21 protein-coding genes are annotated in these 18,315 nt (G+C 57.9%); 6 read left to right on the forward strand and 15 right to left on the reverse strand.

Annotation, left to right across the window (positions count from 1 at the left end):
- Nucleotides 1-328: hypothetical protein (locus BGIM_RS65105; protein WP_040891087.1), on the forward strand; the 328-nt coding region annotated here is incomplete at its 5' end.
- 209 nt (nucleotides 329-537) lie between these two features.
- Here the strand turns inward: BGIM_RS65105 and BGIM_RS0132840 are convergent.
- The 3 genes from BGIM_RS0132840 to BGIM_RS0132850 all read right to left on the reverse strand — a co-directional run bounded on the left by BGIM_RS0132840 (nucleotide 538) and on the right by BGIM_RS0132850 (nucleotide 3,215).
- Nucleotides 538-921 carry a hypothetical protein gene (locus BGIM_RS0132840; protein ID WP_020473901.1) on the reverse strand — a complete coding sequence of 128 codons (384 nt, stop codon included), beginning with the start codon at nucleotides 919-921 and terminating at the stop codon, nucleotides 538-540.
- A gap of 169 nt (nucleotides 922-1,090) precedes the next feature.
- A complete protein-coding gene (locus BGIM_RS0132845) occupies nucleotides 1,091-1,555 on the reverse strand; it encodes a hypothetical protein (RefSeq protein WP_157369616.1) in 465 nt (154 codons plus the stop codon).
- 196 nt (nucleotides 1,556-1,751) lie between these two features.
- Nucleotides 1,752-3,215, reverse strand: coding sequence for a serine hydrolase domain-containing protein (locus BGIM_RS0132850; protein ID WP_020473903.1), 1,464 nt, complete (start codon nucleotides 3,213-3,215; stop codon nucleotides 1,752-1,754).
- A 201-nt stretch (nucleotides 3,216-3,416) separates the two neighbouring features.
- Here BGIM_RS0132850 and BGIM_RS0132855 point away from each other — a divergent pair, with 201 nt between their 5' ends.
- A complete protein-coding gene (locus tag BGIM_RS0132855) occupies nucleotides 3,417-4,145 on the forward strand; it encodes an SDR family NAD(P)-dependent oxidoreductase (RefSeq protein WP_020473904.1) in 729 nt (242 codons plus the stop codon).
- A 14-nt stretch (nucleotides 4,146-4,159) separates the two neighbouring features.
- Nucleotides 4,160-4,642 (forward strand): 2,4'-dihydroxyacetophenone dioxygenase family protein, encoded by a 483-nt coding sequence (locus tag BGIM_RS0132860; RefSeq protein ID WP_020473905.1) that lies wholly within the window; start codon nucleotides 4,160-4,162, stop codon nucleotides 4,640-4,642.
- Nucleotides 4,643-4,710: 68 nt separating this feature from the next.
- On the opposite strand, the gene BGIM_RS0132865 is transcribed toward BGIM_RS0132860, so the two are convergent.
- The 3 genes from BGIM_RS0132865 to BGIM_RS0132875 all read right to left on the reverse strand — a co-directional run bounded on the left by BGIM_RS0132865 (nucleotide 4,711) and on the right by BGIM_RS0132875 (nucleotide 6,868).
- Entirely contained in the window at nucleotides 4,711-5,106 is a 396-nt protein-coding gene (locus BGIM_RS0132865) for a hypothetical protein (RefSeq protein WP_020473906.1), read from the reverse strand.
- Nucleotides 5,107-5,211: 105 nt separating this feature from the next.
- Nucleotides 5,212-6,288: a hypothetical protein gene (locus BGIM_RS0132870; RefSeq protein ID WP_020473907.1), complete on the reverse strand. Its 1,077-nt coding sequence runs from the start codon at nucleotides 6,286-6,288 to the stop codon at nucleotides 5,212-5,214.
- A 79-nt stretch (nucleotides 6,289-6,367) separates the two neighbouring features.
- Nucleotides 6,368-6,868 carry a DUF1643 domain-containing protein gene (locus BGIM_RS0132875; RefSeq protein ID WP_020473908.1) on the reverse strand — a complete coding sequence of 167 codons (501 nt, stop codon included), beginning with the start codon at nucleotides 6,866-6,868 and terminating at the stop codon, nucleotides 6,368-6,370.
- Between the two features lie 157 nt (nucleotides 6,869-7,025).
- On the opposite strand from BGIM_RS0132875, the gene BGIM_RS0132880 reads away from it, so the two are divergent.
- Nucleotides 7,026-7,427 carry a hypothetical protein gene (locus BGIM_RS0132880; RefSeq protein ID WP_040891089.1) on the forward strand — a complete coding sequence of 134 codons (402 nt, stop codon included), beginning with the start codon at nucleotides 7,026-7,028 and terminating at the stop codon, nucleotides 7,425-7,427.
- Nucleotides 7,428-7,794: 367 nt separating this feature from the next.
- On the opposite strand, the gene BGIM_RS53650 is transcribed toward BGIM_RS0132880, so the two are convergent.
- Together BGIM_RS53650 and BGIM_RS0132890 are read right to left on the reverse strand one after the other, a co-directional pair.
- Nucleotides 7,795-8,619: an efflux RND transporter periplasmic adaptor subunit gene (locus BGIM_RS53650; RefSeq protein WP_020473910.1), complete on the reverse strand. Its 825-nt coding sequence runs from the start codon at nucleotides 8,617-8,619 to the stop codon at nucleotides 7,795-7,797.
- 96 nt (nucleotides 8,620-8,715) lie between these two features.
- On the reverse strand, nucleotides 8,716-9,168 hold the full coding sequence (locus tag BGIM_RS0132890) for a cupin domain-containing protein (protein ID WP_020473911.1): 453 nt from the start codon (nucleotides 9,166-9,168) through the stop codon (nucleotides 8,716-8,718).
- Between the two features lie 210 nt (nucleotides 9,169-9,378).
- Between BGIM_RS0132890 and BGIM_RS0132895 the strand changes: the two genes are divergently transcribed.
- Nucleotides 9,379-9,885, forward strand: coding sequence for a hypothetical protein (locus tag BGIM_RS0132895; protein WP_238537779.1), 507 nt, complete (start codon nucleotides 9,379-9,381; stop codon nucleotides 9,883-9,885).
- 15 nt (nucleotides 9,886-9,900) lie between these two features.
- Here the strand turns inward: BGIM_RS0132895 and BGIM_RS0132900 are convergent, their stop codons facing one another.
- The 3 genes from BGIM_RS0132900 to BGIM_RS0132910 are packed head-to-tail and all read right to left on the reverse strand — an operon-like array spanning nucleotide 9,901 to nucleotide 12,764.
- The gene (locus BGIM_RS0132900) at nucleotides 9,901-10,647 is read right to left on the reverse strand and encodes an ABC transporter permease (RefSeq protein WP_020473913.1); all 747 of its coding nucleotides are present in this window, start codon (nucleotides 10,645-10,647) and stop codon (nucleotides 9,901-9,903) included.
- Nucleotides 10,648-10,650: 3 nt separating this feature from the next.
- Complete coding sequence (locus BGIM_RS0132905) at nucleotides 10,651-11,460, reverse strand: ABC transporter ATP-binding protein (protein WP_020473914.1); 810 nt, start codon at nucleotides 11,458-11,460, stop codon at nucleotides 10,651-10,653.
- A gap of 2 nt (nucleotides 11,461-11,462) precedes the next feature.
- On the reverse strand, nucleotides 11,463-12,764 hold the full coding sequence (locus BGIM_RS0132910) for a PhoPQ-activated pathogenicity-related family protein (RefSeq protein ID WP_020473915.1): 1,302 nt from the start codon (nucleotides 12,762-12,764) through the stop codon (nucleotides 11,463-11,465).
- A 98-nt stretch (nucleotides 12,765-12,862) separates the two neighbouring features.
- Between BGIM_RS0132910 and BGIM_RS53655 the strand changes: the two genes are divergently transcribed.
- Nucleotides 12,863-13,543: a YHS domain-containing protein gene (locus tag BGIM_RS53655; protein ID WP_020473916.1), complete on the forward strand. Its 681-nt coding sequence runs from the start codon at nucleotides 12,863-12,865 to the stop codon at nucleotides 13,541-13,543.
- 134 nt (nucleotides 13,544-13,677) lie between these two features.
- On the opposite strand, the gene BGIM_RS0132920 is transcribed toward BGIM_RS53655, so the two are convergent.
- The 4 genes from BGIM_RS0132920 to BGIM_RS0132935 form a co-directional block, all read right to left on the reverse strand.
- Nucleotides 13,678-14,784, reverse strand: coding sequence for an LptF/LptG family permease (locus tag BGIM_RS0132920; RefSeq protein ID WP_020473917.1), 1,107 nt, complete (start codon nucleotides 14,782-14,784; stop codon nucleotides 13,678-13,680).
- The gene (locus tag BGIM_RS58695; protein WP_029631062.1) at nucleotides 14,781-15,437 is read right to left on the reverse strand and encodes a fused DSP-PTPase phosphatase/NAD kinase-like protein; all 657 of its coding nucleotides are present in this window, start codon (nucleotides 15,435-15,437) and stop codon (nucleotides 14,781-14,783) included. Before BGIM_RS58695 ends, BGIM_RS0132920 begins: the two co-directional genes overlap by 4 nt.
- A 20-nt stretch (nucleotides 15,438-15,457) precedes the next feature.
- The gene (locus tag BGIM_RS0132930; protein ID WP_020473919.1) at nucleotides 15,458-17,101 is read right to left on the reverse strand and encodes a hypothetical protein; all 1,644 of its coding nucleotides are present in this window, start codon (nucleotides 17,099-17,101) and stop codon (nucleotides 15,458-15,460) included.
- A 63-nt stretch (nucleotides 17,102-17,164) separates the two neighbouring features.
- Nucleotides 17,165-18,313: a DegT/DnrJ/EryC1/StrS family aminotransferase gene (locus tag BGIM_RS0132935; protein WP_020473920.1), complete on the reverse strand. Its 1,149-nt coding sequence runs from the start codon at nucleotides 18,311-18,313 to the stop codon at nucleotides 17,165-17,167.
- Nucleotides 18,314-18,315 lie beyond the last annotated feature (2 nt).

Genomic DNA, 18,315 nt, shown 5'->3' on the forward strand with positions numbered 1-18,315 from the left:
GATCGCGGTGACCGGCCTGTCGGGCAAGGGGACGTGGCTGTACGACCGGACGGGGTTGGGGAATTTCGCGATCCTCTCCGGGGTGTCGCCGACGACCGCCCTGCTGCTGCCGGCGTCGGCGGTGTTGAAGTTCGTGCCGGCGGACTCGTCGGTGGCCCAGGTGGCGACGCTGAGTTACAAGGCCTGGGACGTGACCAACAGCGGCCAACTGTCGGCCGGCTCGAAGGTCAGCACCACCGGGGCGACCACTAAGAATTTCTTCAGCACGGCTGTCGAAACCCTCAACGTCAACATCGGAAACCACGCTCCCGGCCTGAGTACCCTGTGAACTCGCGATTCAAAGAAAGGGCATTCGACAGATTGAGAATTTGAATGGTTCAAAATTGACCAGGTTAAACTGACAAGAACTTGGGGATGTCATCCGACCGTTGTTTAGACGGTCGGATGACATCCCCAAGTTCTTGTCAGTTCAAGCATTGATACGAGATTCGAAGTTCGATCCTTCGCATTGATTGATGGCCAACCCAATCAGGAGAATCATAACCGCAAAATCTGCGTCAGTTTTTCGGCGGGCATTTCGGCTGCCTGGCCCGCTTTTTTGCCGTCGGGAATGGTTCCGACGATGAGCATGTCCCCAATGACGGCAATTTCCTTTTCCGTCAGAATCTTCACGGCTTGTTCGGCTTTGAAATTACGCTTCAACTGGACGGAAGAGGCTGACTTGCCATCAGCGGAAAGCTTGGGATTCACACACCAGACCGTGATATTCGGCGCCAAAGACTGGTCGGCGGTGATGATCCAGCCGGTCTTTCCCAAGAGGCCGTTGACAAACGCAGGAAGAACAAACCCATTGAGATCAACCGGGGCTTCGTGGCAGACAACGCGTGACGGAGTCACCAGCAATACTTTCACGGTTGGCATCGTTCATTCCCCGGCTTGTCGCAATTCCTCTTGAGTTTACACCGGATCTGGCTTCCAAGACAACCGTGTTGATCGCCGGAAAAACAATTGGTTCTCGTTCCCGACCTTACCTTCACCCACGAAATTCGTCTGACTGCTGGGAAAAGAACGGGCATTTCTCAATGGCGGGTCAGACGAGCGCCAACACTCTGACTTCTCGCTCGGCATCGGCGTCTTCATGCAGGTCGTAAATCTCCCTCATGTCTTCCACCAAATGTAGGGTTTCCGGGTCGTCGCCGATCTGAAAGAAATGGCTCGGAATGACATCGCCCGTCGGACGCGCCTTGTCGTCTTGCAGGAACAAAACCCTTGTTTCCCTTGTCCGTGTCGGCGTGGTGTCGATCACCCGGCCGTCCCGACAAACGACGGCATGATGGACGAGCGTGATCAGATTTTTGGGAAGACTCCAGACCGTCCAGCCATAAACGATCTCTCCGCCGTTCCGCTCGATTTCCTTCACGCAATTGTCGAGATACTCTAGCGGGGCCGAATCCGGGTGAACTTCCACCTCGTGGAAAGTCGGCTGATAGGTCGGGGACACGCCCCGGCAAAATCGGAGGATTGCGCTGGTAATGACGGCGGGAGTTGTGTTCATGATCGGCCCGGTTGCATCGGAAAGGAGAATTGAATGGAGGATCCATCCAAAAACAGTGTAGTCGTCTTTTGCCAAAAAAGTGAACAGAAAATGCGGCGGCTCGGAACTTCCGACTCCGCAGCCGCCTGAAATGTTTGACGTCTTCAGACGGGTGACATGCTTCCGAAGACGAGTTGCTTGAGACTGGGCAAACTGGTCATTTTGTCTTGCCCGTCAGCGGTTCTTGTTTGACCGGTCCGAACGCGACGTTCGTCTCGGATTCACATTTCACTTCATTGCCTGCAAACTTCAGGCGAATCGTGACCACAAACGGGGTTTCATAAAAACAGAGTTTGGCGGTGAAGGTTCCCTCATCCGTCCATGCTCCGCTGGCTCCGACCGGTTGAATCGGCAACGGCCCCCAACCGGCCTTTCCTTTTTGCCATGCCCCTTTTCCGCAGGGGATGCGGTGTTCGACGCCGTTGATGCGGACAACCAGCGTCAGCGGACCGTCTTTGCCGTCGTCCTCCAATTTGAGGGATTCAAATTTGCGTTCATTCGCGGCAAACTCGAAGAGTTTGCCGGCCACGTTGGCGGCGGTCGCCGAGCCTGCGGCGGGCCGGAGCGAGAGGCTTTTTAAGGTCTGGTCAAGCGACGACTTCGCCTTGTCGTTGGCGGCCAATGGCTCGGCTTTGAATGCGGGAAGAAGGGTGTCCCAAATGAGGTTCAACACGGATTGCATGTCGCGGAGGCCGCTGGTGATCGCGATCACCGCGTCCTGTTCGGGCAGGACGATGCAATACTGGCCAAACGCCCCGTCGCCGCGATAGGCTCCGTGGCGGCATCGCCAGAACTGGTAGCCGTACCCTTGGTCCCAATCGCTTTTGGGGTTGCTGCCGTTGGAAGTTTGCCGGGCCTTGGCGGCTTCGATCCACGCCTCAGGAACCAGTTGCTTCCCGTGCCATTTTCCTTTTTGAAGATAAAGCTGGCCGAATTTGGCGATGTCCTCGGTGCGGATGCTCAGGCCATAACCGCCGGTGGAGATTCCTTGGGGGCTGGTTTCCCATGTGGGGTGTTCGATTCCCAACGGTTCAAACAGGCGGGGGGTCAGATAGTCGAGGAGCGTTTTGCCGGTCACCTTTTGAATGATCGCCGAAAGCATATAGGTGGCCGATGTGTTGTAGACAAAATGCGTTCCGGGTTTGAACGGCACCGGATGAGCCAGAAACGTCTTGACCCACGATTGATTCGCGGGCCGGCCCGGTTCGCTTTGCTGCCCGGTGGACATGCGGAGCAGATCGCTGACTCGCATCGCCTTGAGGTTGGCGCTTGGTTCGGCCGGGGCCTCTTCAGCGAAGAATTTCAAAACTTCGTCGTCCAGGCTCAGTTTGCCTTCCGCAATGGCGATGCCCACGGCGGTCGAAGTGAAACTTTTGCTCAGGGAGTACAGTGAGTGAGGGGATTTGGCGTCATGGGGCGCCCACCAACCCTCGGCGACCACCTGGCCGTGCCGCACGATCATGATGCTGTGCAGCGAGTCGATTTTCTTGTCGGCCGCCGCGACAAAGGCTTGCACGATTGCGGAATCCAACCCTTGGGATTCGGGGCTGCTTCGCGGAAGATCGGCCGCGTGACAGGCGAAACCGATGGTCAACAGTGTGAAGACGGAGAGTAATCTCATACCCGTGGCCTCGAATGACAAAGTGAATGTGTTTGTGAGGTGTTTGATACGGACTTGGAAAGGATGATGCCAAGAGACAATTATTTCCACCATCGTCGGAGGTTGTCGGGATGCCGACTGTTGACACTGGAAATCACCCGCACTTGTCGTAGTTGATTCTACGATGGCTGTTCCCCCCGCATCCCTTCGAGACTCCCCCTCATGTCCTCTGTCGGCCGATTCAGCGGAAAGCACGGCTTGGTCACCGGAGGAACGAGCGGCATCGGCGCCGGCATCGCGGCCGCTTTTCTTCGCGAAGGGGCGACGGTTACCGTCACCGGGCTGACGGAAGCCGAAGTCGGGGCGGTTCCGCCAATCGCCGGACTCTCGGCAGTGGCACTTGATGTTTCCAATGAGGCCGCCATTCGGGAGTTGGTCGGCGGGATGCCGCGGCTTGATTTTCTCGTCAATGCGGCGGGGATGTTGTTGCGGCAGGGGCGAGAGTTTGACCCGGTCTCGTTCGCCAAAGTTGTCGATGTGAACCTCACGGGCATGATGCGGGTTTGCGTGGCCTGCCGGGAATTATTGGCCCGAAATGGCGGGGCCATTGTCAACATCGCGTCTATGCTCAGCTATTTCGGCGGCGGTCATGCCCCGGCGTATAGCGCCAGCAAAGGGGGCGTTGTTCAACTGACCAAATCGCTGGCAATCGCATGGGCCGCCGACAATATCCGGGTGAACGCCGTGGCTCCCGGATGGATTGCCACCGCCCTGACGAAACCATTGCGGGAAGACCCGGTTCGCAGCCAGGCTATCTTGGACCGAACTCCCATGAAACGATGGGGAACGCCCGACGATGTCGCCGGGCCGGCGTTGTTTTTGTGTTCGCCCGAGGCGGCGTTTGTCACGGGCGCCTGTCTGACGGCCGACGGCGGCTATTCCGTCATGTGATCCGGGGAAATGACATGTCATCGAACGCGGCCGGAATGATTGGCGATTTGGTGGCGACCGCCATCCCGGAAGACGAACGCGTCTGGGTTCCGCAGGCACCCAACGTCTGGTTTCGGCCGTTATTTTTCAACACGGTGCAAGGGGGGTGGTGCAACCTGCTCCGGGTGCGGCGGTCGGGGGTGTTAAGCAGACACCGCCATCCCGGCCCGGTTCACGGTTATGTCATCAAAGGAAGCTGGCGGTATCTCGAACACGACTGGGTGGCGAAGGCGGGAATGTATGTTTTTGAACCACCGGGCGAGACGCACACATTAGTTGTTGATGCCGGGGTTGAGGAGATGATTACGTTTTTCAACATCTCCGGGGCGATGCTCTATGTCAACGAGGCCGACACCATCGTTGCCTATGAAGATGTTCACACCAAAATCGACGTGTGCCGAAAGCACTATGAAGCGATTGGACTCGGTGCTTCATATGTCGATCAATTCATCCGTTAAAATGTTTTCATTGGCACGAGACAAAAGATGGTGCGTATGTCTTTGGGCGGCCTGAATATGCCTCGCGTTCATTTGATCACAGAGGAAGTCGCCTGATCCATTTGCTCTGACGACACATCGGCAGACAAGAAATCTACTTTGCGAAACAGGGGTATCAACAGAAAGCGACAGAACACCCACATCAGGAGGCTTCCGAGCAAAAGCCCCAAACCCGCTCCGATGATGCCGCCGATGCCGGTGTCAAAAAACATCTTGATCGGCCCTGTCAGATCAGGGGCCATGCCCACTCCCGGCTTGGGTTCGTTGGCGCCCTCGGCCCCCTTCTGCAACCCGATAATCATTCCGTAAACGAGACCGGCATAGATAGCCAGAGCCACGCCGACCGCGACAAACAGCCCCGCCAGAAGTTGGCCGGACAATTTCAATCGGCGAGACGCGGGGGGCTGAATTTTTGGAGAAGCCATTATTCTCTCCTCTTGAATGACTTGGTCGGAAGGAACCCTGTCATTCATCGTGCAAGGAGCGTGCCGGGAAAAACCCGTTAAGAGTTCTTCGCCAATCGATCGGGATTATTTTGGCTTGGTTGTTTTCCTCGCAGCGACCAACTCGCCAATCTCCGTGCGAATAGTCGTGATTGTCTTGGTATCGGCCGGGATTTCCTTTGCTTCCTTCTCCTTCTCGATTTCGTCGATGGCATATTGGCAGGAGCTCTTCACGTTTTTGTCGTCCGTCTTCATCACCTCGCGCAGCAAGGGAATCAGGGGCTTGGCGGCGACTCCAAGCCGACTTACCCCGCCGAGGGCGCATCGAAGCGGGTATTCGTTCTTTTCGGTCTTGAGAATCTGTTCATACTCCTTCACCACATCTTCGATCTTCATGTGTTCCGTCGGCAAACTGGAGACGGCGTAACCTCGCACATCGGGAGCCTTGTTGCTCATCTCTTTGCGCGCACGGGCCAACAGGGTGTCGCTGCCAATCACCAAGGTATCGGTCGGGATTTCCAGCAAGTCCAGCGAGACGGTCTGCCCGGCTCGGTCGCGCAGCCGCTCCAGACGGTCACGGGCTTCGGCGGCCGGTTTGTCGTTGAGGGCCTTGAGGATCGCGGGGATGGCGGCCGTTCCCAATGCCTCGATGCCTGTTTCGGCGCCGGCCCGTGTTTTGAAGTCGTCGCTGTTCAATTCGGTGATCCATTTCGTCAGTTGTTCGGGCTTTTCAGGGGTCTTGGCCCGGACGCCGGGGATTCGGATCGTCAGCGTCGCCCGCGTGTCGGCCACTTCGCTATCACCGCCGAAATGGAATCCGTGCGGCACATGGACAATCCAGTCGTAGGCGATTTTCTTGTCCCGCAGAAGCGTTTGCGTCTCCCCGGTTCCGGCCAGCAGGATGATCTCTTTCTTGTCGTGCTTCATCGCGGTGAACTTGGCGATAGCCTTGTTGAGTTCCTTGGCGTCTCCTTTGAAGAAGAACGTGGGGTTGGCGTTTACCTCATACCAGTAGACGCGGGAATCCATGTTGGCGATGGCCAGCAAGTCGTCGGCCAGGCCAAAACTCTGGTTCAGCGGGCCGTTGCCCAATTGTTCGGTGGCCAGCCCGCAAGCCAGACTTGGGGCGAGTATCAGCGGGAGGAGAGACAGGATTCGGCGCATGATGACCCCGCGAGTGATGGTTAAGACACCTATGTATGACGAGCCGGGAACCAGTTCAGACGAGGATTTTGTCCGCCGTTCAACTCAAGAAGGGGATCGCCTCGGCCGAGTAGGGCACATAGAGCGGATGCCTCGGATGCCCGTCTTTCGTGACCCCGAGTGATACCGGCTGAATGCCAAGCGATTTGAGCCAACGCATCACCGTCAAATTTTGGCCCATGTGCGTGCCGTGGACGCCCCAAGCGCACACCACCGGCCCATCCTCTTCGCCGCATAAAAGCGTATCAAACCAGCTTTTGTTCTCCGGCCCGGCGGGATCGTCCGCCGCCCGCATGTCGGCCGGGTCGGTTGCCCGGATGGCGAACAAATTCAAGACGAGGAGTTTGCCGCAGTTCCACATTCGGGCAAAGCCGATGCAACGGCGAATCGTCGGATCGTCGGTCTGTGCGTCGGCCGTGGAGGGATTGAGCATGATAAACGTGGCGGTTCTCACGCCGGTGCCGACTCGACGAGTCAGGGCATAACGATACTTGCCGCAATCGGAGATCACCGCGTTCTGTTCAAGGAGCGGGGTTGTCATGGAAGCGTGTCCGACAAACGACCGAAGTAGCGGAACCGGAGCCGATGATTCTTGTGAGAATGCGGAAAGCCAGCCGTTTGGGCAAGCAAAATGCACCGTCCGTCGGGTGTTGGCGTTCGTCTGGAATGATAAGACGCCCCATTAGGGAGGAAAACCGATGATGAGAATCATGACTTTGGCCGCCGTCACGATGATGATGGCCGCCCCCTGTCCGGCCGAACCGATGCCCGAGGCGAGAGGCAAAAATCCCGCCCCCGCCAACCCGACGGTTGGCTTGTGGTCGGCGGTGTTCGAGAACGGCGTGAAGGAGACTTGTGAGATCCGTCCGGATGGCACGGCTACCGAGTCTGAACCCCTTCGCGCCTCCAAAGGGAAGGTGGAACGGAAAGACGGAGCCGTGGTCATCACCTTTGCCGACGACCGGGTGGAACGATGGACGGCCGTGGGCAATCGCATGGTCGTCGAACATTGGTTTCCCGCCGCCCAATACCCCGCCGGGCCTCGTGTTCTTGGAATTGCTGATCGCAAGGAACTGGCTCGCCATTTGGCTGACGACTGAGCAAGTTCCGCTTTCTGAGCACGTGAAAAAGCGGATGCACGGAACAGATGCACGGGTTGATCGTGTTCCGTGCAGAAAATGACCCGGACAGATAGGAATGGTTTGATGACGAGATTTCTTGCGCATAAAAAAGGTCTTGTTTTGCAGTGGTTTTGCGTTGTTTTGCCGCAAGACGCCCGGTTCCCATGCGGATTGGCACAGGGCTTGCTTTTTATGTTCATCACTAAGTTGAACACATCAATCGAAAAGTGGGAGAGGCTTTGCGGTTGATGGTTCGACTTGGTCAGAATAAAAACCATCCGAAGACCAGCCGAGGGAGAGACGGCCGGTAATCGGGTGGTTTTTTTATTTTCCTCGCATCAACCCGTTACTTCTTCTCCGGCATCGTCAGGCGCACCCGGACAGACATTCCGGGGCTAATAAGCCCGTCGGGATTCGCGCAACTGGCGTGACATCGCACCGCGCCCGTCTTCGGATTGACTTCCGATTCGATCATCATCAACTCGGCCGGATGCGGAAATCCTTCCTCATCAACCAATCCGAGCGTCACCGCCATTTTTCCCGGCCCCGCCAACCCGGCCCGTCTCAATCGCAGCAGAGATCGCTCATCCAATTCAAAGACGGCGGTCAATCGGTTCGTGGCGACCACCGTGGTGATCGGCTCTTTGGCCTCGGTCGTCACGATGTCACCCACCGTCACGGAAAACCGGCCGACCCGGCCATCCATCGGCGACTGAATCCGCGTTCGAGAAAGGATGATCGCGGCCCGTTCGCGGTCGGCCTTGGCAACGGCCAGTTCCGCATTTGCCACCTCGGCAGCGGCCTCGGCCTCCACCGATTCCTCTTTGCTGATGCCGCCCCTCGCGCTCAGAGCCTTGGCCCGCTCAAGAGTGACCGTCGCCAGCCGAGTCTTCGCTTGGGCATGAAGGATGAGAGCCTGCGCCCGGTCCAGATCAACTTGGTATTGCCTTGGATCAATCTCGGCCAACAAGTCGCCCGTCTTCACGGAGGCCCCGTCGGCGGCGAGAATCCTCACCAGCGGTCCGGAGACAAGGGGCCGTATCCGGACGGTGTTGGCTTCCATCCGTCCGATGAGATCGAGGACTTGGGTTTGGTCGGTTTTCGGCGGGTCGGCGGACAGCGGGCTGACGGAAAGACCGGCGGACACGACCAACAACATGATGAGACGCATGGGGAGAGCCTCGGATCAGAGCGAGCGAGTGCCTCCCAGTATGCATGCCGGGGCCGCGTCCGTCCAGCAACTTTATGTAACGGCCGGGGCCGTTGCTTACTTCTTGATTCGCGGATCATCCGCCGGGTTCAGATAGGTCACTCCCCACGGTCCCATCCCGTGGAGTTGAAGCACGGTCTCTCCCTTCACCCAGCCGAAGTGCGGCATTTTTGCCCCGGTCCGGCCGTAAGACCCGGCGGGCATGGCTTTCGCCGTCTTTTCATCAATCTTGTCGCCCATCCCGAGGTAAAGCGTGCCCGTAAGGACGGTCACCCGTTCGTCCTTAGGATGGGTGTGCGGCATGATTCGCATCCCGTCCGGCAGTTTCACCCGCATGACAAACTCGCCCTCTTTGGTCGGATCTCCCTCCAGCACCGCCATTTGGGCGCCTTTCGGCAACGAAGCCGGACCATCGACCCATTTCAGATCGGAAGGCGTGACGACCAAGTGTTCCTTTTCCGGATGGTCAACCGGGACAAACAACAAAGCGGCAATGGCGAGGCGGATCATGGGCTCTCCCGTGGATGGCAAGGACAGTCGATCAGGGTCAAATGCGTGTCGCTATCATGGGGAATCCCGCCCGGCTGACAACGGTTTTTCAGGCTTCCCGTCTGCCCGTTTTCGCTCGCCTAACGTCTCTTGCCCGATTCTCCTTTCCTCGCTATGAATCAGCCGGTTCCCATTATTTCCAGTTGTGAAGGGCAGGATGCCGTGACTCAGATGACCGAAATCGCCGCCGAACGGCTCACCCCCGCCCGTGCGGCCGAATTGACCAAGGTTCTTGACCTTAAGTGCCAGTGGGAAAATATGCGGGTTGGGTCCAGTTACTCCACTCCCCATCTGCATTCCCTGCAAAAAGCCTTTGAGGCTTATCGCACCTCCATGCTGGCGTACACCGCCGGCGACCGGAACGAGCCAATTCCCGATCTGTCGCCCAGCGGCCCGAATCGCTTGCGGGCTTGGTGCCGGACGTTGCGGGTGGTGTTCAACCGGGCGGGGACGAACGAATACCCGACCCATGTGCTGGCAAAAGCCTTCACCGTGGCCGACCGGATTGCGGAACGGATGAAATCGGAACCGGCGAACCGAGAGTCGGCAACGGACATGAACGGCGCCATCCGGCAACTGGATGCGGTCATCGCATGGTGCGACAAACCAATGAACGTGCCTGTTCCCTCGGAAACAATGGCCGTTCACGAAGTGGGTGGCCGGGAAAACGGAATTTAGGCTTGGTTGGCGGAATCAGACCTGAATCCGCGAAAATGACCACGCTCCGAGCGCCAGAAAGCACGACGCCACGGTTCCGAGGATCGCAAGGTCGGTCAGCGCGCCAAAGTGTGATTCACCGCTGAACGCCCCCCGCAAGCCATCGATGCCGTAGGCCAGCGGGTCGACATGGGTGGCGATGGTGAGAGGCATCGGCAAGTCGGTCAGCGGGTAGAGGGCGCCGGAGAGGAAGAAGATCGGCATGACGAGGAAGTTCATGACCATCTGAAATCCCTGCATGTCCTTCAGCGCCGACCCGATGGCCGTCCCGAGGGCGGCAAAGACAATGGCGATGAGGACCATGAACAAGAAGGCGAGGGGCAGGGCAGTGAGGTCATACGGGCGAAAGCCAGCGATCAGACATATCACCAAGATAAGCGTGCCCTGCATCAACGCCGTCGTCGCCCCGCCGAGCGTGCGGCCGACCATGATCTGAAGCCGAGGCACGGGGGCGACCAGCGTTTCCTTGAGGAACCCGAACTGCCGGTCCCACAGCAGGCCGACTCCGGAAAAGATCGACGAGAACAGAATCGACATACCGATCACGCCGGGCGCCACGAATTGAAGGTAGTTGCCCTGTCCCGCCCTTTGGAAGATGGGTCCGAGGCCGAACCCCAAGACGAGCAAATACATTAACGGTTGGCCGAGAGACGCGATGACCTGCGGCTTCGACCGCAGATATTTTTTCACTTCTCGCAACCACAAGATGTAGATCACTGCCACGACTTATCTCCTCCACATCTTGGCCATCCGGCGCATCTGGTCGCTGCCGTCGGCTTGTTCGTCGCGGATCGTGGAACCGGTGAGGGCCAGGAATGCCTGTTCAAGTGACTCGCTGCCGGTCTGCTGTTTCAATTCTCCCGGCGTTCCTTGCGCGACAATGCGGCCATGATCGATGATGGCGATGCGTCGGGCGACCCGTTCCGCTTCGTCCATGTAGTGGGTGGTGAGGAAAACAGTGACTCCTTCCGTTTCGTTCAAGTGCTTGATGTGAGTCCAAAGCAGATTGCGGCTTTGCGGGTCAAGCCCCAAGGTTGGTTCGTCGAGAAACAAAATTTTCGGCGTGTGCAACAACCCTCGGGCAATCTCCAGTCGGCGTCTCATGCCCCCGGAGAACTCTTTGACACGCGAATTCCGTCGATCCCACAATTCAAACAGCTTGAGAAGCGTCTCGGCTCGCTCGACACGAATCCGGCGGGGGACGTGGTAAAGAACGCCGTGCAAGTCCATGTTCTCGGCGGCGGTGAGTTCACTGTCGAGGCTGGGATCTTGAAAGACGATGCCGAAACGCCGGCGCACATCCAGCGGCTTCGAGACCGGGTCGAGGCCATCCAAAGTGATCGAGCCTTCCGTTGGACGGAGCAGCGTGGTCAGCATCTGAATGGTGGTTGTCTTCCCCGCGCCGTTCGGGCCGAGGAAGGCAAAAATCTCGCCGGCCTGAACGTCGAAAGAGACGCCGTCAACGGCCGCGACTTCGCCGAATCGCTTGACCAGATTTTGCACACGGATCATGGGCGGGTTTTCTCCGTCGGCCATCGTTATTTCTTCGCCTCGTCCATCCGAATCTGCGTGCTGAGATAATACGGCTTGCCGTCGTCTTCGTATTCGCACTCCATGTAGAAGGCCCGCCAGTCCTTTTCCGGTTTGGCGACCAATCCCGTGGCCGATTTGCCGTCGATCTTGGCCGGGGCTTCCGTCCACGTTTGCTTGCGGAAGTCCCGCGTCGGAGCATCGGCCACCCACAACCGGCACGCCTTCAACACCACATCCGTCGTGGCGGTCAGACGCATTTGGCCGTCGGCATCTTCATGCTTCCAAGAAAGTTTCGGCATCGGCTTGTTCAACACCTGCTGACGGGCAAACAGGGCCAGCGTGCTGAGAGCCCGGTTGCGGTCTTTCTTCCCTTCGCCATAAATTTGTTCCAACCCGTGCCCGGCGTTCGGGACATAAAGCACCCACTTGTCCCCTTGGAGGTCGTCCCAATACAGGTTGAGCGCGTCAAGCGACCAATAAGGGTCATTCGCCCCGTTGATAATCATCTTCGGCATCTTCAAACTTTCCCGGTACATCCACGGGTCCACCATCTGCCAAAGTTTCTCGGCCGCCTTGCCAGCGGGAATGGGGATCAGGCCGCGCTGGGTGTAGTCCTTGACCATGTCGCTTGGTTTGCCGAAGGATTTGAACTGATGCGGAATCTGTTTGCCGAAATTGAGCGTGTCAATCACCAACGGGGCGATGGCCTTCACCCGCGGGTCGGCCGCCCCGGTGAGCCAGGAGGTCCAGCCTCGCTTGGAGGCCCCGGAGACGACGAACGTTTTCAAATCGTTCTTCCATTCCTCTTTGGACAGGGCTTGCAACACATCCATCCCCCGGACAAGGCTCTTGGTCATCGGGAACAAAAGCGGCCAGTCTTCGTCCTCGGTTTTCAGAAACCGCACAAACGTCTCGGCGATCAGGGCGTCTTCTTTTTTGCCGTCGAACAACGGTTGGTTCGGGATGCCGTAGAGGAAGGCAACCGGGATTTGGGCTCGTTTGGCGATTTCAAACCCCATGATGCCCCGCAGCGGGTCCGGTTTGCCGCCGTCGTTGAAAAGCATCATGCTTTCGCCCGGCTTGACGCCCTCGGGGACGTAAACCATGAGGATGTGATCCCACTTGATTCCCTCCCATGTTTGGGAGACCATTTCAATCTGATATGATGTGCCGGAGGCCGCCACGGTCTTGTTCTTGAGATTCCACTTGAAGGAATCGTCCGGCTTTTTGACGTATTCCAGCAATCCCGCGTCGGCGGTGATCGGACAAAGAACAAGGCAGACAAGGACGGGCAGGATTCGGATCATGGGAAATCTTTTGGGTTGAGAGACGTTTTGAATTGTAAACGCTACCCGTGCGGAAGCGATGAAGTTTCCAAAGGCTTTTTCTAGCGAATGGTGCGACCATGCGATGGCTTTTCTCCCTGACGATGATGCTTGGCACGATCACGGCCCTGTCGGCCGACGACACGCCCCGCGATTTCAACAAACTCGTGGGTACGTGGAAGGGGGCCGGCGCGCCGGAAGGCTCCATTGAAGCCCGCCAGAAAGGGCATTGGTCCGAGACGCTCACCGTCATCTGGAAATTCGCCAAGAATGACAGTTGGCTTGATTTGCAGTTTGCCGACGGGAAGCTCTTCACCAAGGCCATTTTGAAAGCCTCCGCCGACGGGAAGAAATGGACATGGACCGCGACCCGCCCGGACAAGACCGAAGTGGTTTATCAGGGCACATGGGACGGCAAACAATTCTCGTTGGTCCGTTCCATCCCCGAAACCAAAATGGAAGAACGGTTGATCGTCTCGCTATTGCACGACAACCGATTCATCTACCGGACGGAAACCCACAAGACCGAATCCACCCTATGGACGAAAACCTTCCAAGTGGGTCTGACCAAAGAGGGCGTGGCCTTTGCCGAAACCGGCGACGGTGACCGCGAGTGCATCGTCAGCGGCGGCCGGGGCACGATGACCGTCAGTTACGAAGGAAAAACTTACTACGTCTGCTGCACGGGCTGCCGGGACGAATTCAAGGAAGACCCGAAGAAGTACGTGCTGGCTTGGGAAGCGAAGAAGAAGAAAAAATGACCGGGAGACAAGTTTTGAAGATGACACGGAGACAAGGTGACACGGAGACAAGGTGACCAAAACCAGAGGAGATAAAGCCCGTTTGGTTTTGGTCACCTTGTCTCCGTGTCACCTTGTCTCCGTGTCATTTCTGATTATGTGTGGATCGCATCATAAAGCACGGCGGCGAACGGGCCGAAGATCAAGACCGGAATCCAGGCGGCCATGGCGGGGGAGACATAGTCTCCATTACCGAGGTATTTGCTGACGTAAATCGAGCCGAAGAACAGGGCGCACAATCCCAAACACATTCCGGAACTGATGATTACGTGCCGGGTCTGGTCCCGGAGGATAATGGAAATGCCCATGATGACGAGAATCATCCCGATGATCGGCCGCGTCATCCGCATGTGGAAGTTCACGGCCAACTGGTTCATCCGGCCCACATCCGTCCGGTGCATGAGTTGAAACATTTCCGAAGTCGAGGCAAAGCCAAGCGTCTTCTGGCCGCGGGTGACGGCCGTGAATGTGGCCTCCCGGACCCACACGAAGTATTTGCCCGGATCGATTAGTTTAATCATCTTTGGGTCAAATGACCCCTCGGATATTTCAGGCGGGCTGGCTCCGGTGAGCATCCAACCGCCGGACAGTGGCACATTTTCCTGCGGGGGGACATATTGGGCAAACTGGGCGGAGATGTGCGTCATCCGAGAGGCGGCGGTTTCCGGCAGGGTGACATAGAACCGCTCCACTTTCATCTCTTTTCGTGTCGCCCTCACCCCCTCGACATGCACACGGTTGGCGTCGTAAGTTCCTTGGACGACAAGATCTCGCGTGCCGTCAAAGTCTTCCCGATCCGTCACCAAGGCGCCCGCAATTCGGGGGATGATGAGTTCCTGATTGATTATGCCCAGACTCAACATCATGATGGCCCCGATGAAAATGGGCCGAAGCAACCGGTGTGTGGACACACCGGCGGACAACACGGGAATCAACTCGTTATTCCGCTGGACGATGGCGATCGTGAACATGGCCGCGAGGAGCGAGATCGCTTCGCAAAGCCGGTCGTAGAACTGGAGCATCCGATAACCGTAATAGGTTCCGATGTGTTCCAGAACCTCGGTGATTCGTCGGCCGGGCACGAAAAAGTCGTCAATGTTCGTGAAGAGATCCACGACCACGTACAGGCTCATCATGCTGGTGAGACAGATGAAATAAGACCGCAAAAACGCGGCAAACAACATCCGGTCGAGGATGGTCATGGATGGAATTCCCTCGGGGCCGGCTGGTCAACGGCCTTCGGCCGCCGGGGTTTGTAGAGATACAGGTATTCGTAAATGTAATCGTTCGCCATCGTGCATTTGCGGTCGCCGTAACCATTGGCCCGCAGTTCCCGCACGGCCTCGCTCAAAGGCCAGTCCTCGTATTCCATCCGGTAAATCGAAGTCAGCGCCCCGGTGCGGTGGAGTCCGGCCATGCAGTGAATCAAGATGGGGTAATTGCTTGGGTCGTCGCAAAGTTTGAGAAAATCATCGATGACCGCCGGCCGGTTCTCCGGTGTTGCGGTATTCCGGGGCAACAGCCCCCGGTCCCCGGCGAAGGTGAGGAAGACATATTTGACGCCCTCCTCCTGACAGACCTGGCTTTCGGTGATGTAAGGCTTGTCCCAATATCCGGAGGGAAGATCGGGGTCCGGAAATTCATCTTGGAGGTTAATCACCAGTTTGATGCCATTCTCCCGCAGATGCTTGCGAAAGCCTCCTTCGCTCATCTGGCCGCAACGGTAGAACTTGCCGGGAGTCACTTCGCGGAACCGCTTTTCGGTGACGTAGATCGTGCGATACCGCAAGATCGGTATCCCCACGATGCCGAGCGCCAGAACGGCCCCGCCGATCCACTTCAACGCGGTCTTCATGAATCTCCCGTCAACGGTCGTCATTCCTTGGCCGGTTCGACGTCCGTCTGGACGGCCTGCACAATTTCATTCGTCTCGTCGTTCTGAACGAAAGCAACAATCTTCAAATTTTTCAAGCCCAACGGCCGTTCCGGGAAGGAGATCTCGTTCCCGGCCTTTTCCATCTCGGCCGTGAACTCGTCGAGATACTTGTTCTGGGCGACGCGAAGATCGGCCAGATTCACAGTCAAGGTCTTTTCCAAGCTCTTGGTGGTCACCGGAAAACCCTTCGACCCGCCCGGCATGGTCCGAACCACGGCGTGGTGGTAGCGAATGCCGTTGCCGCCCGCATAACGCACCCGGTCTTCGGCCACGGCAAACCGCAGGCTCATCTTTTCGCCCGGCTTTTCGAGATCGGCCACCGTGCCCTTGATCGTCAGCACGTTGCCGGCCGAAGTGACGCTCAGATTCAGTTTGGCCGTCGCCGGCTTTTCGAGCATTTCCTCAATCGTTTCGCGGTAAGCCTGATACTTGAGTTTCGACATCTTGGCCTGCGGGCCGCCGCCGGTCGGGTCCATTTTACCCGAGATGTACATTTGCGGCGCGCTCATCTTGTCGTCCCGTTTCACATAGGAGATCAATCGCTCCATGCTGTCTTTCGTGGTCATCGGGTCCGGGCCGGGAATGTGGACGTGATATTGCAGCAGCACCACGTCTGTCGGCTTGTACGTCCGCACCAGCGAATCAAAGGCCAGATCCACGGCCACGCATTGCGGGCATTCGGCCCCGGTGAAGTTCTCGACCAACACGACCCGGTCTCTCTTCGCCTTGCGGCCCTTATATTCTTCCGGCTTGAACGGCGGGTTCGTCTTGGCATATTCGGCATAATCACGCGGTTCGAGCTTGGAAATCCGGTCGTCAACGCCCTTGGCATCTGCTTCCTTGCCGGCTTTGCGGAACACGCGGGCAAGCGTGTCAAGCGTCTTCAGTTGGGTGGAGATGTCATCGGTGCGGGTAAGCATCCGTTCGCCCTGTTTCGCTTGTTCAACCGCGATGGCCGAGAAGGCTTCCTGACCGGCCAGCACGTCGGCCATCCGGAAAGCAACCGTCCGCTGCCAGCGGGGGCCATATGCCTCGGCGAATTTGTTTGCCTTGTCCGCGTAGGCCCGCACTTCTTCAACCTTCATCTTCTTGGCCGTTGCCTGGCTCAGCACCGGAAACAGCGCATTGTAATATTCGGTCGGGCTTTCGGAATTATCGATGGATTCCCGAAGCACGGCGAAGCGGTCTTTCGTGAGACTCTTCAATCCGGAAGTGGCCAACTCGGCCAGGATAATCTGCCCGCCGAGATCAACCGTGCCTTTGATGCGTTTGCCGCCGGGTTGAAGTTTGCCGTCGAAAGACCAGTTGTTCGGCCCGAACTTGATGGAGAACTTCACGTAGTCATCTTTGACGGTGACTTCCATCGTCGGTTCGGCTCCGAGCGGCGGCGCGCTGTCCAAGAAGTCCCCCGCCCATTTGCCATCCGCTTCCGTGAGCATCAGCAACAGGTTTAGGGTGATTTCCCCGTTGCGGGTTTCCACGGGCAGGGACAGCCTCCAGGTTCCGACGGCTGTGTCGGCCGCCTGGGCGGCGGGGAGCATTAGCATCCCGGCGAGGAGTGTCAGGGTTGCGAAACGAATCATCCGGCCCGGTCCTTTCGGGAGAGCTGCGCTCCCGCTCATGGAGGGTAATGGCGGACAGGCATTTTATGCGAGTCGATCCGCAAAGCGATGCGTTTTTCCGATGGCCTCGGCCACCAGCCGAATCCCCCCCTCGTCCCCGGACAGGACGGGATGATGAAGCATGACCACCCGCCGCCCCGCCAAGTCGGCATTGGCAAGGTCGCCAGCCTTGAGATAACGGCTGGGTGATCGCCCCCAATGCACCGGCCGAAAGCCGATGTCGAAGGCCATTCCCTCGGCCCGCAGGGCGGCGACGAAGCGATCACGCGACAGACCAAACGCGGCCTCATCAAGATAAAACCCGAGCTTGTAATAACCCGGAGAAATGGCCGCTGAAAAATTGCCAATTGGCCGAAGACCGGGAAGATCCGCGATCAGCGAGAATAACAAAGCCGAGTTTCGGTGTTGGCGGGCTGTGCATTCGGCGAGTTTCATCAACTGCGGAATCAGCACGGCCGCTTGCAACTCGGAAAGGATACCCCATTGTTGCACCCCGCGGGAAAGAATCACTTTCGCCCGTTGAGCGTGGCCGTCGTTTTTGAAAAAGACCGCCCCGCCTCGTCCCGCCGACAGCAGCTTGGAACCGCCAAAACTAATCACCCCCACGTCCCCCCAAGCCCCGGCCGGGCGGCCATCAATGATTGCCCCGGCGGCTTGGGCCGCGTCTTCCACGATGGGAATGTTCTTCGCATTAACCGCTTCCCGAAGGGCAGTCATCGAAATCAAGCCGCCGTGAAGATGGCTGGCGAGGATGGCTTTCGTCTTGGATGTGATGGCTGATGTAATCAAATCGACATTGAGAACCGGCGAATCGGGCAAACAATCAACCAGCACGGGCTTGGCGCCGATGGCGAGAATCGTCAGAAAATTCGGCTCGTAGTCGTAAGCCCCCATGATGACTTCGTCGCCGGAAGAAACCCCGACCGCCCGCAAGGCCACTTCCACCGCCAGCGTTCCGCTTGCCGTCGTGAGAACGTGCGGCATTTGAAACGTCGTCCGCAAAGCCTCTTCCAACAGCGGAAGATTCTCCCCGTGATACGCACCCCAATTCCCGCTTGCATAGGCCGCCTGCAACGCGGCCAGCACTCCCGAATCAGGCAACGGCCATCCGGGCGGTCCGGCCGGATTGACGGGCCGGCCCCCAAGCAATGCGGGAAGTTCATCATCGGACATCG

The sequence above is a fragment of the Zavarzinella formosa DSM 19928 genome (genome assembly GCF_000255705.1).
Classification (GTDB): domain Bacteria; phylum Planctomycetota; class Planctomycetia; order Gemmatales; family Gemmataceae; genus Zavarzinella; species Zavarzinella formosa.

What these genes read in the sequence shown, in the direction of transcription:
- BGIM_RS0132870 (WP_020473907.1), bottom strand. Translation starts at nt 6,288, where the DNA reads ATGCGCCGAATCCTGTCTCTCCTCCCGCTGATACTCGCCCCAAGTCTG.
- BGIM_RS0132905 (WP_020473914.1), bottom strand. Translation starts at nt 11,460, where the DNA reads ATGGCCGACGGAGAAAACCCGCCCATGATCCGTGTGCAAAATCTGGTC.
- BGIM_RS53655 (WP_020473916.1), top strand. Translation starts at nt 12,863, where the DNA reads ATGCGATGGCTTTTCTCCCTGACGATGATGCTTGGCACGATCACGGCC.
- BGIM_RS0132875 (WP_020473908.1), bottom strand. Translation starts at nt 6,868, where the DNA reads ATGACAACCCCGCTCCTTGAACAGAACGCGGTGATCTCCGATTGCGGC.
- BGIM_RS0132920 (WP_020473917.1), bottom strand. Translation starts at nt 14,784, where the DNA reads ATGACCATCCTCGACCGGATGTTGTTTGCCGCGTTTTTGCGGTCTTAT.
- BGIM_RS0132865 (WP_020473906.1), bottom strand. Translation starts at nt 5,106, where the DNA reads ATGGCTTCTCCAAAAATTCAGCCCCCCGCGTCTCGCCGATTGAAATTG.
- BGIM_RS0132840 (WP_020473901.1), bottom strand. Translation starts at nt 921, where the DNA reads ATGCCAACCGTGAAAGTATTGCTGGTGACTCCGTCACGCGTTGTCTGC.
- BGIM_RS0132860 (WP_020473905.1), top strand. Translation starts at nt 4,160, where the DNA reads ATGTCATCGAACGCGGCCGGAATGATTGGCGATTTGGTGGCGACCGCC.
- BGIM_RS0132895 (WP_238537779.1), top strand. Translation starts at nt 9,379, where the DNA reads ATGACCGAAATCGCCGCCGAACGGCTCACCCCCGCCCGTGCGGCCGAA.
- BGIM_RS0132890 (WP_020473911.1), bottom strand. Translation starts at nt 9,168, where the DNA reads ATGATCCGCCTCGCCATTGCCGCTTTGTTGTTTGTCCCGGTTGACCAT.
- BGIM_RS0132880 (WP_040891089.1), top strand. Translation starts at nt 7,026, where the DNA reads ATGATGAGAATCATGACTTTGGCCGCCGTCACGATGATGATGGCCGCC.
- BGIM_RS58695 (WP_029631062.1), bottom strand. Translation starts at nt 15,437, where the DNA reads ATGAAGACCGCGTTGAAGTGGATCGGCGGGGCCGTTCTGGCGCTCGGC.
- BGIM_RS53650 (WP_020473910.1), bottom strand. Translation starts at nt 8,619, where the DNA reads ATGCGTCTCATCATGTTGTTGGTCGTGTCCGCCGGTCTTTCCGTCAGC.
- BGIM_RS0132845 (WP_157369616.1), bottom strand. Translation starts at nt 1,555, where the DNA reads ATGAACACAACTCCCGCCGTCATTACCAGCGCAATCCTCCGATTTTGC.
- BGIM_RS0132850 (WP_020473903.1), bottom strand. Translation starts at nt 3,215, where the DNA reads ATGAGATTACTCTCCGTCTTCACACTGTTGACCATCGGTTTCGCCTGT.
- BGIM_RS0132910 (WP_020473915.1), bottom strand. Translation starts at nt 12,764, where the DNA reads ATGATCCGAATCCTGCCCGTCCTTGTCTGCCTTGTTCTTTGTCCGATC.
- BGIM_RS0132930 (WP_020473919.1), bottom strand. Translation starts at nt 17,101, where the DNA reads ATGATTCGTTTCGCAACCCTGACACTCCTCGCCGGGATGCTAATGCTC.
- BGIM_RS0132855 (WP_020473904.1), top strand. Translation starts at nt 3,417, where the DNA reads ATGTCCTCTGTCGGCCGATTCAGCGGAAAGCACGGCTTGGTCACCGGA.
- BGIM_RS0132935 (WP_020473920.1), bottom strand. Translation starts at nt 18,313, where the DNA reads ATGTCCGATGATGAACTTCCCGCATTGCTTGGGGGCCGGCCCGTCAAT.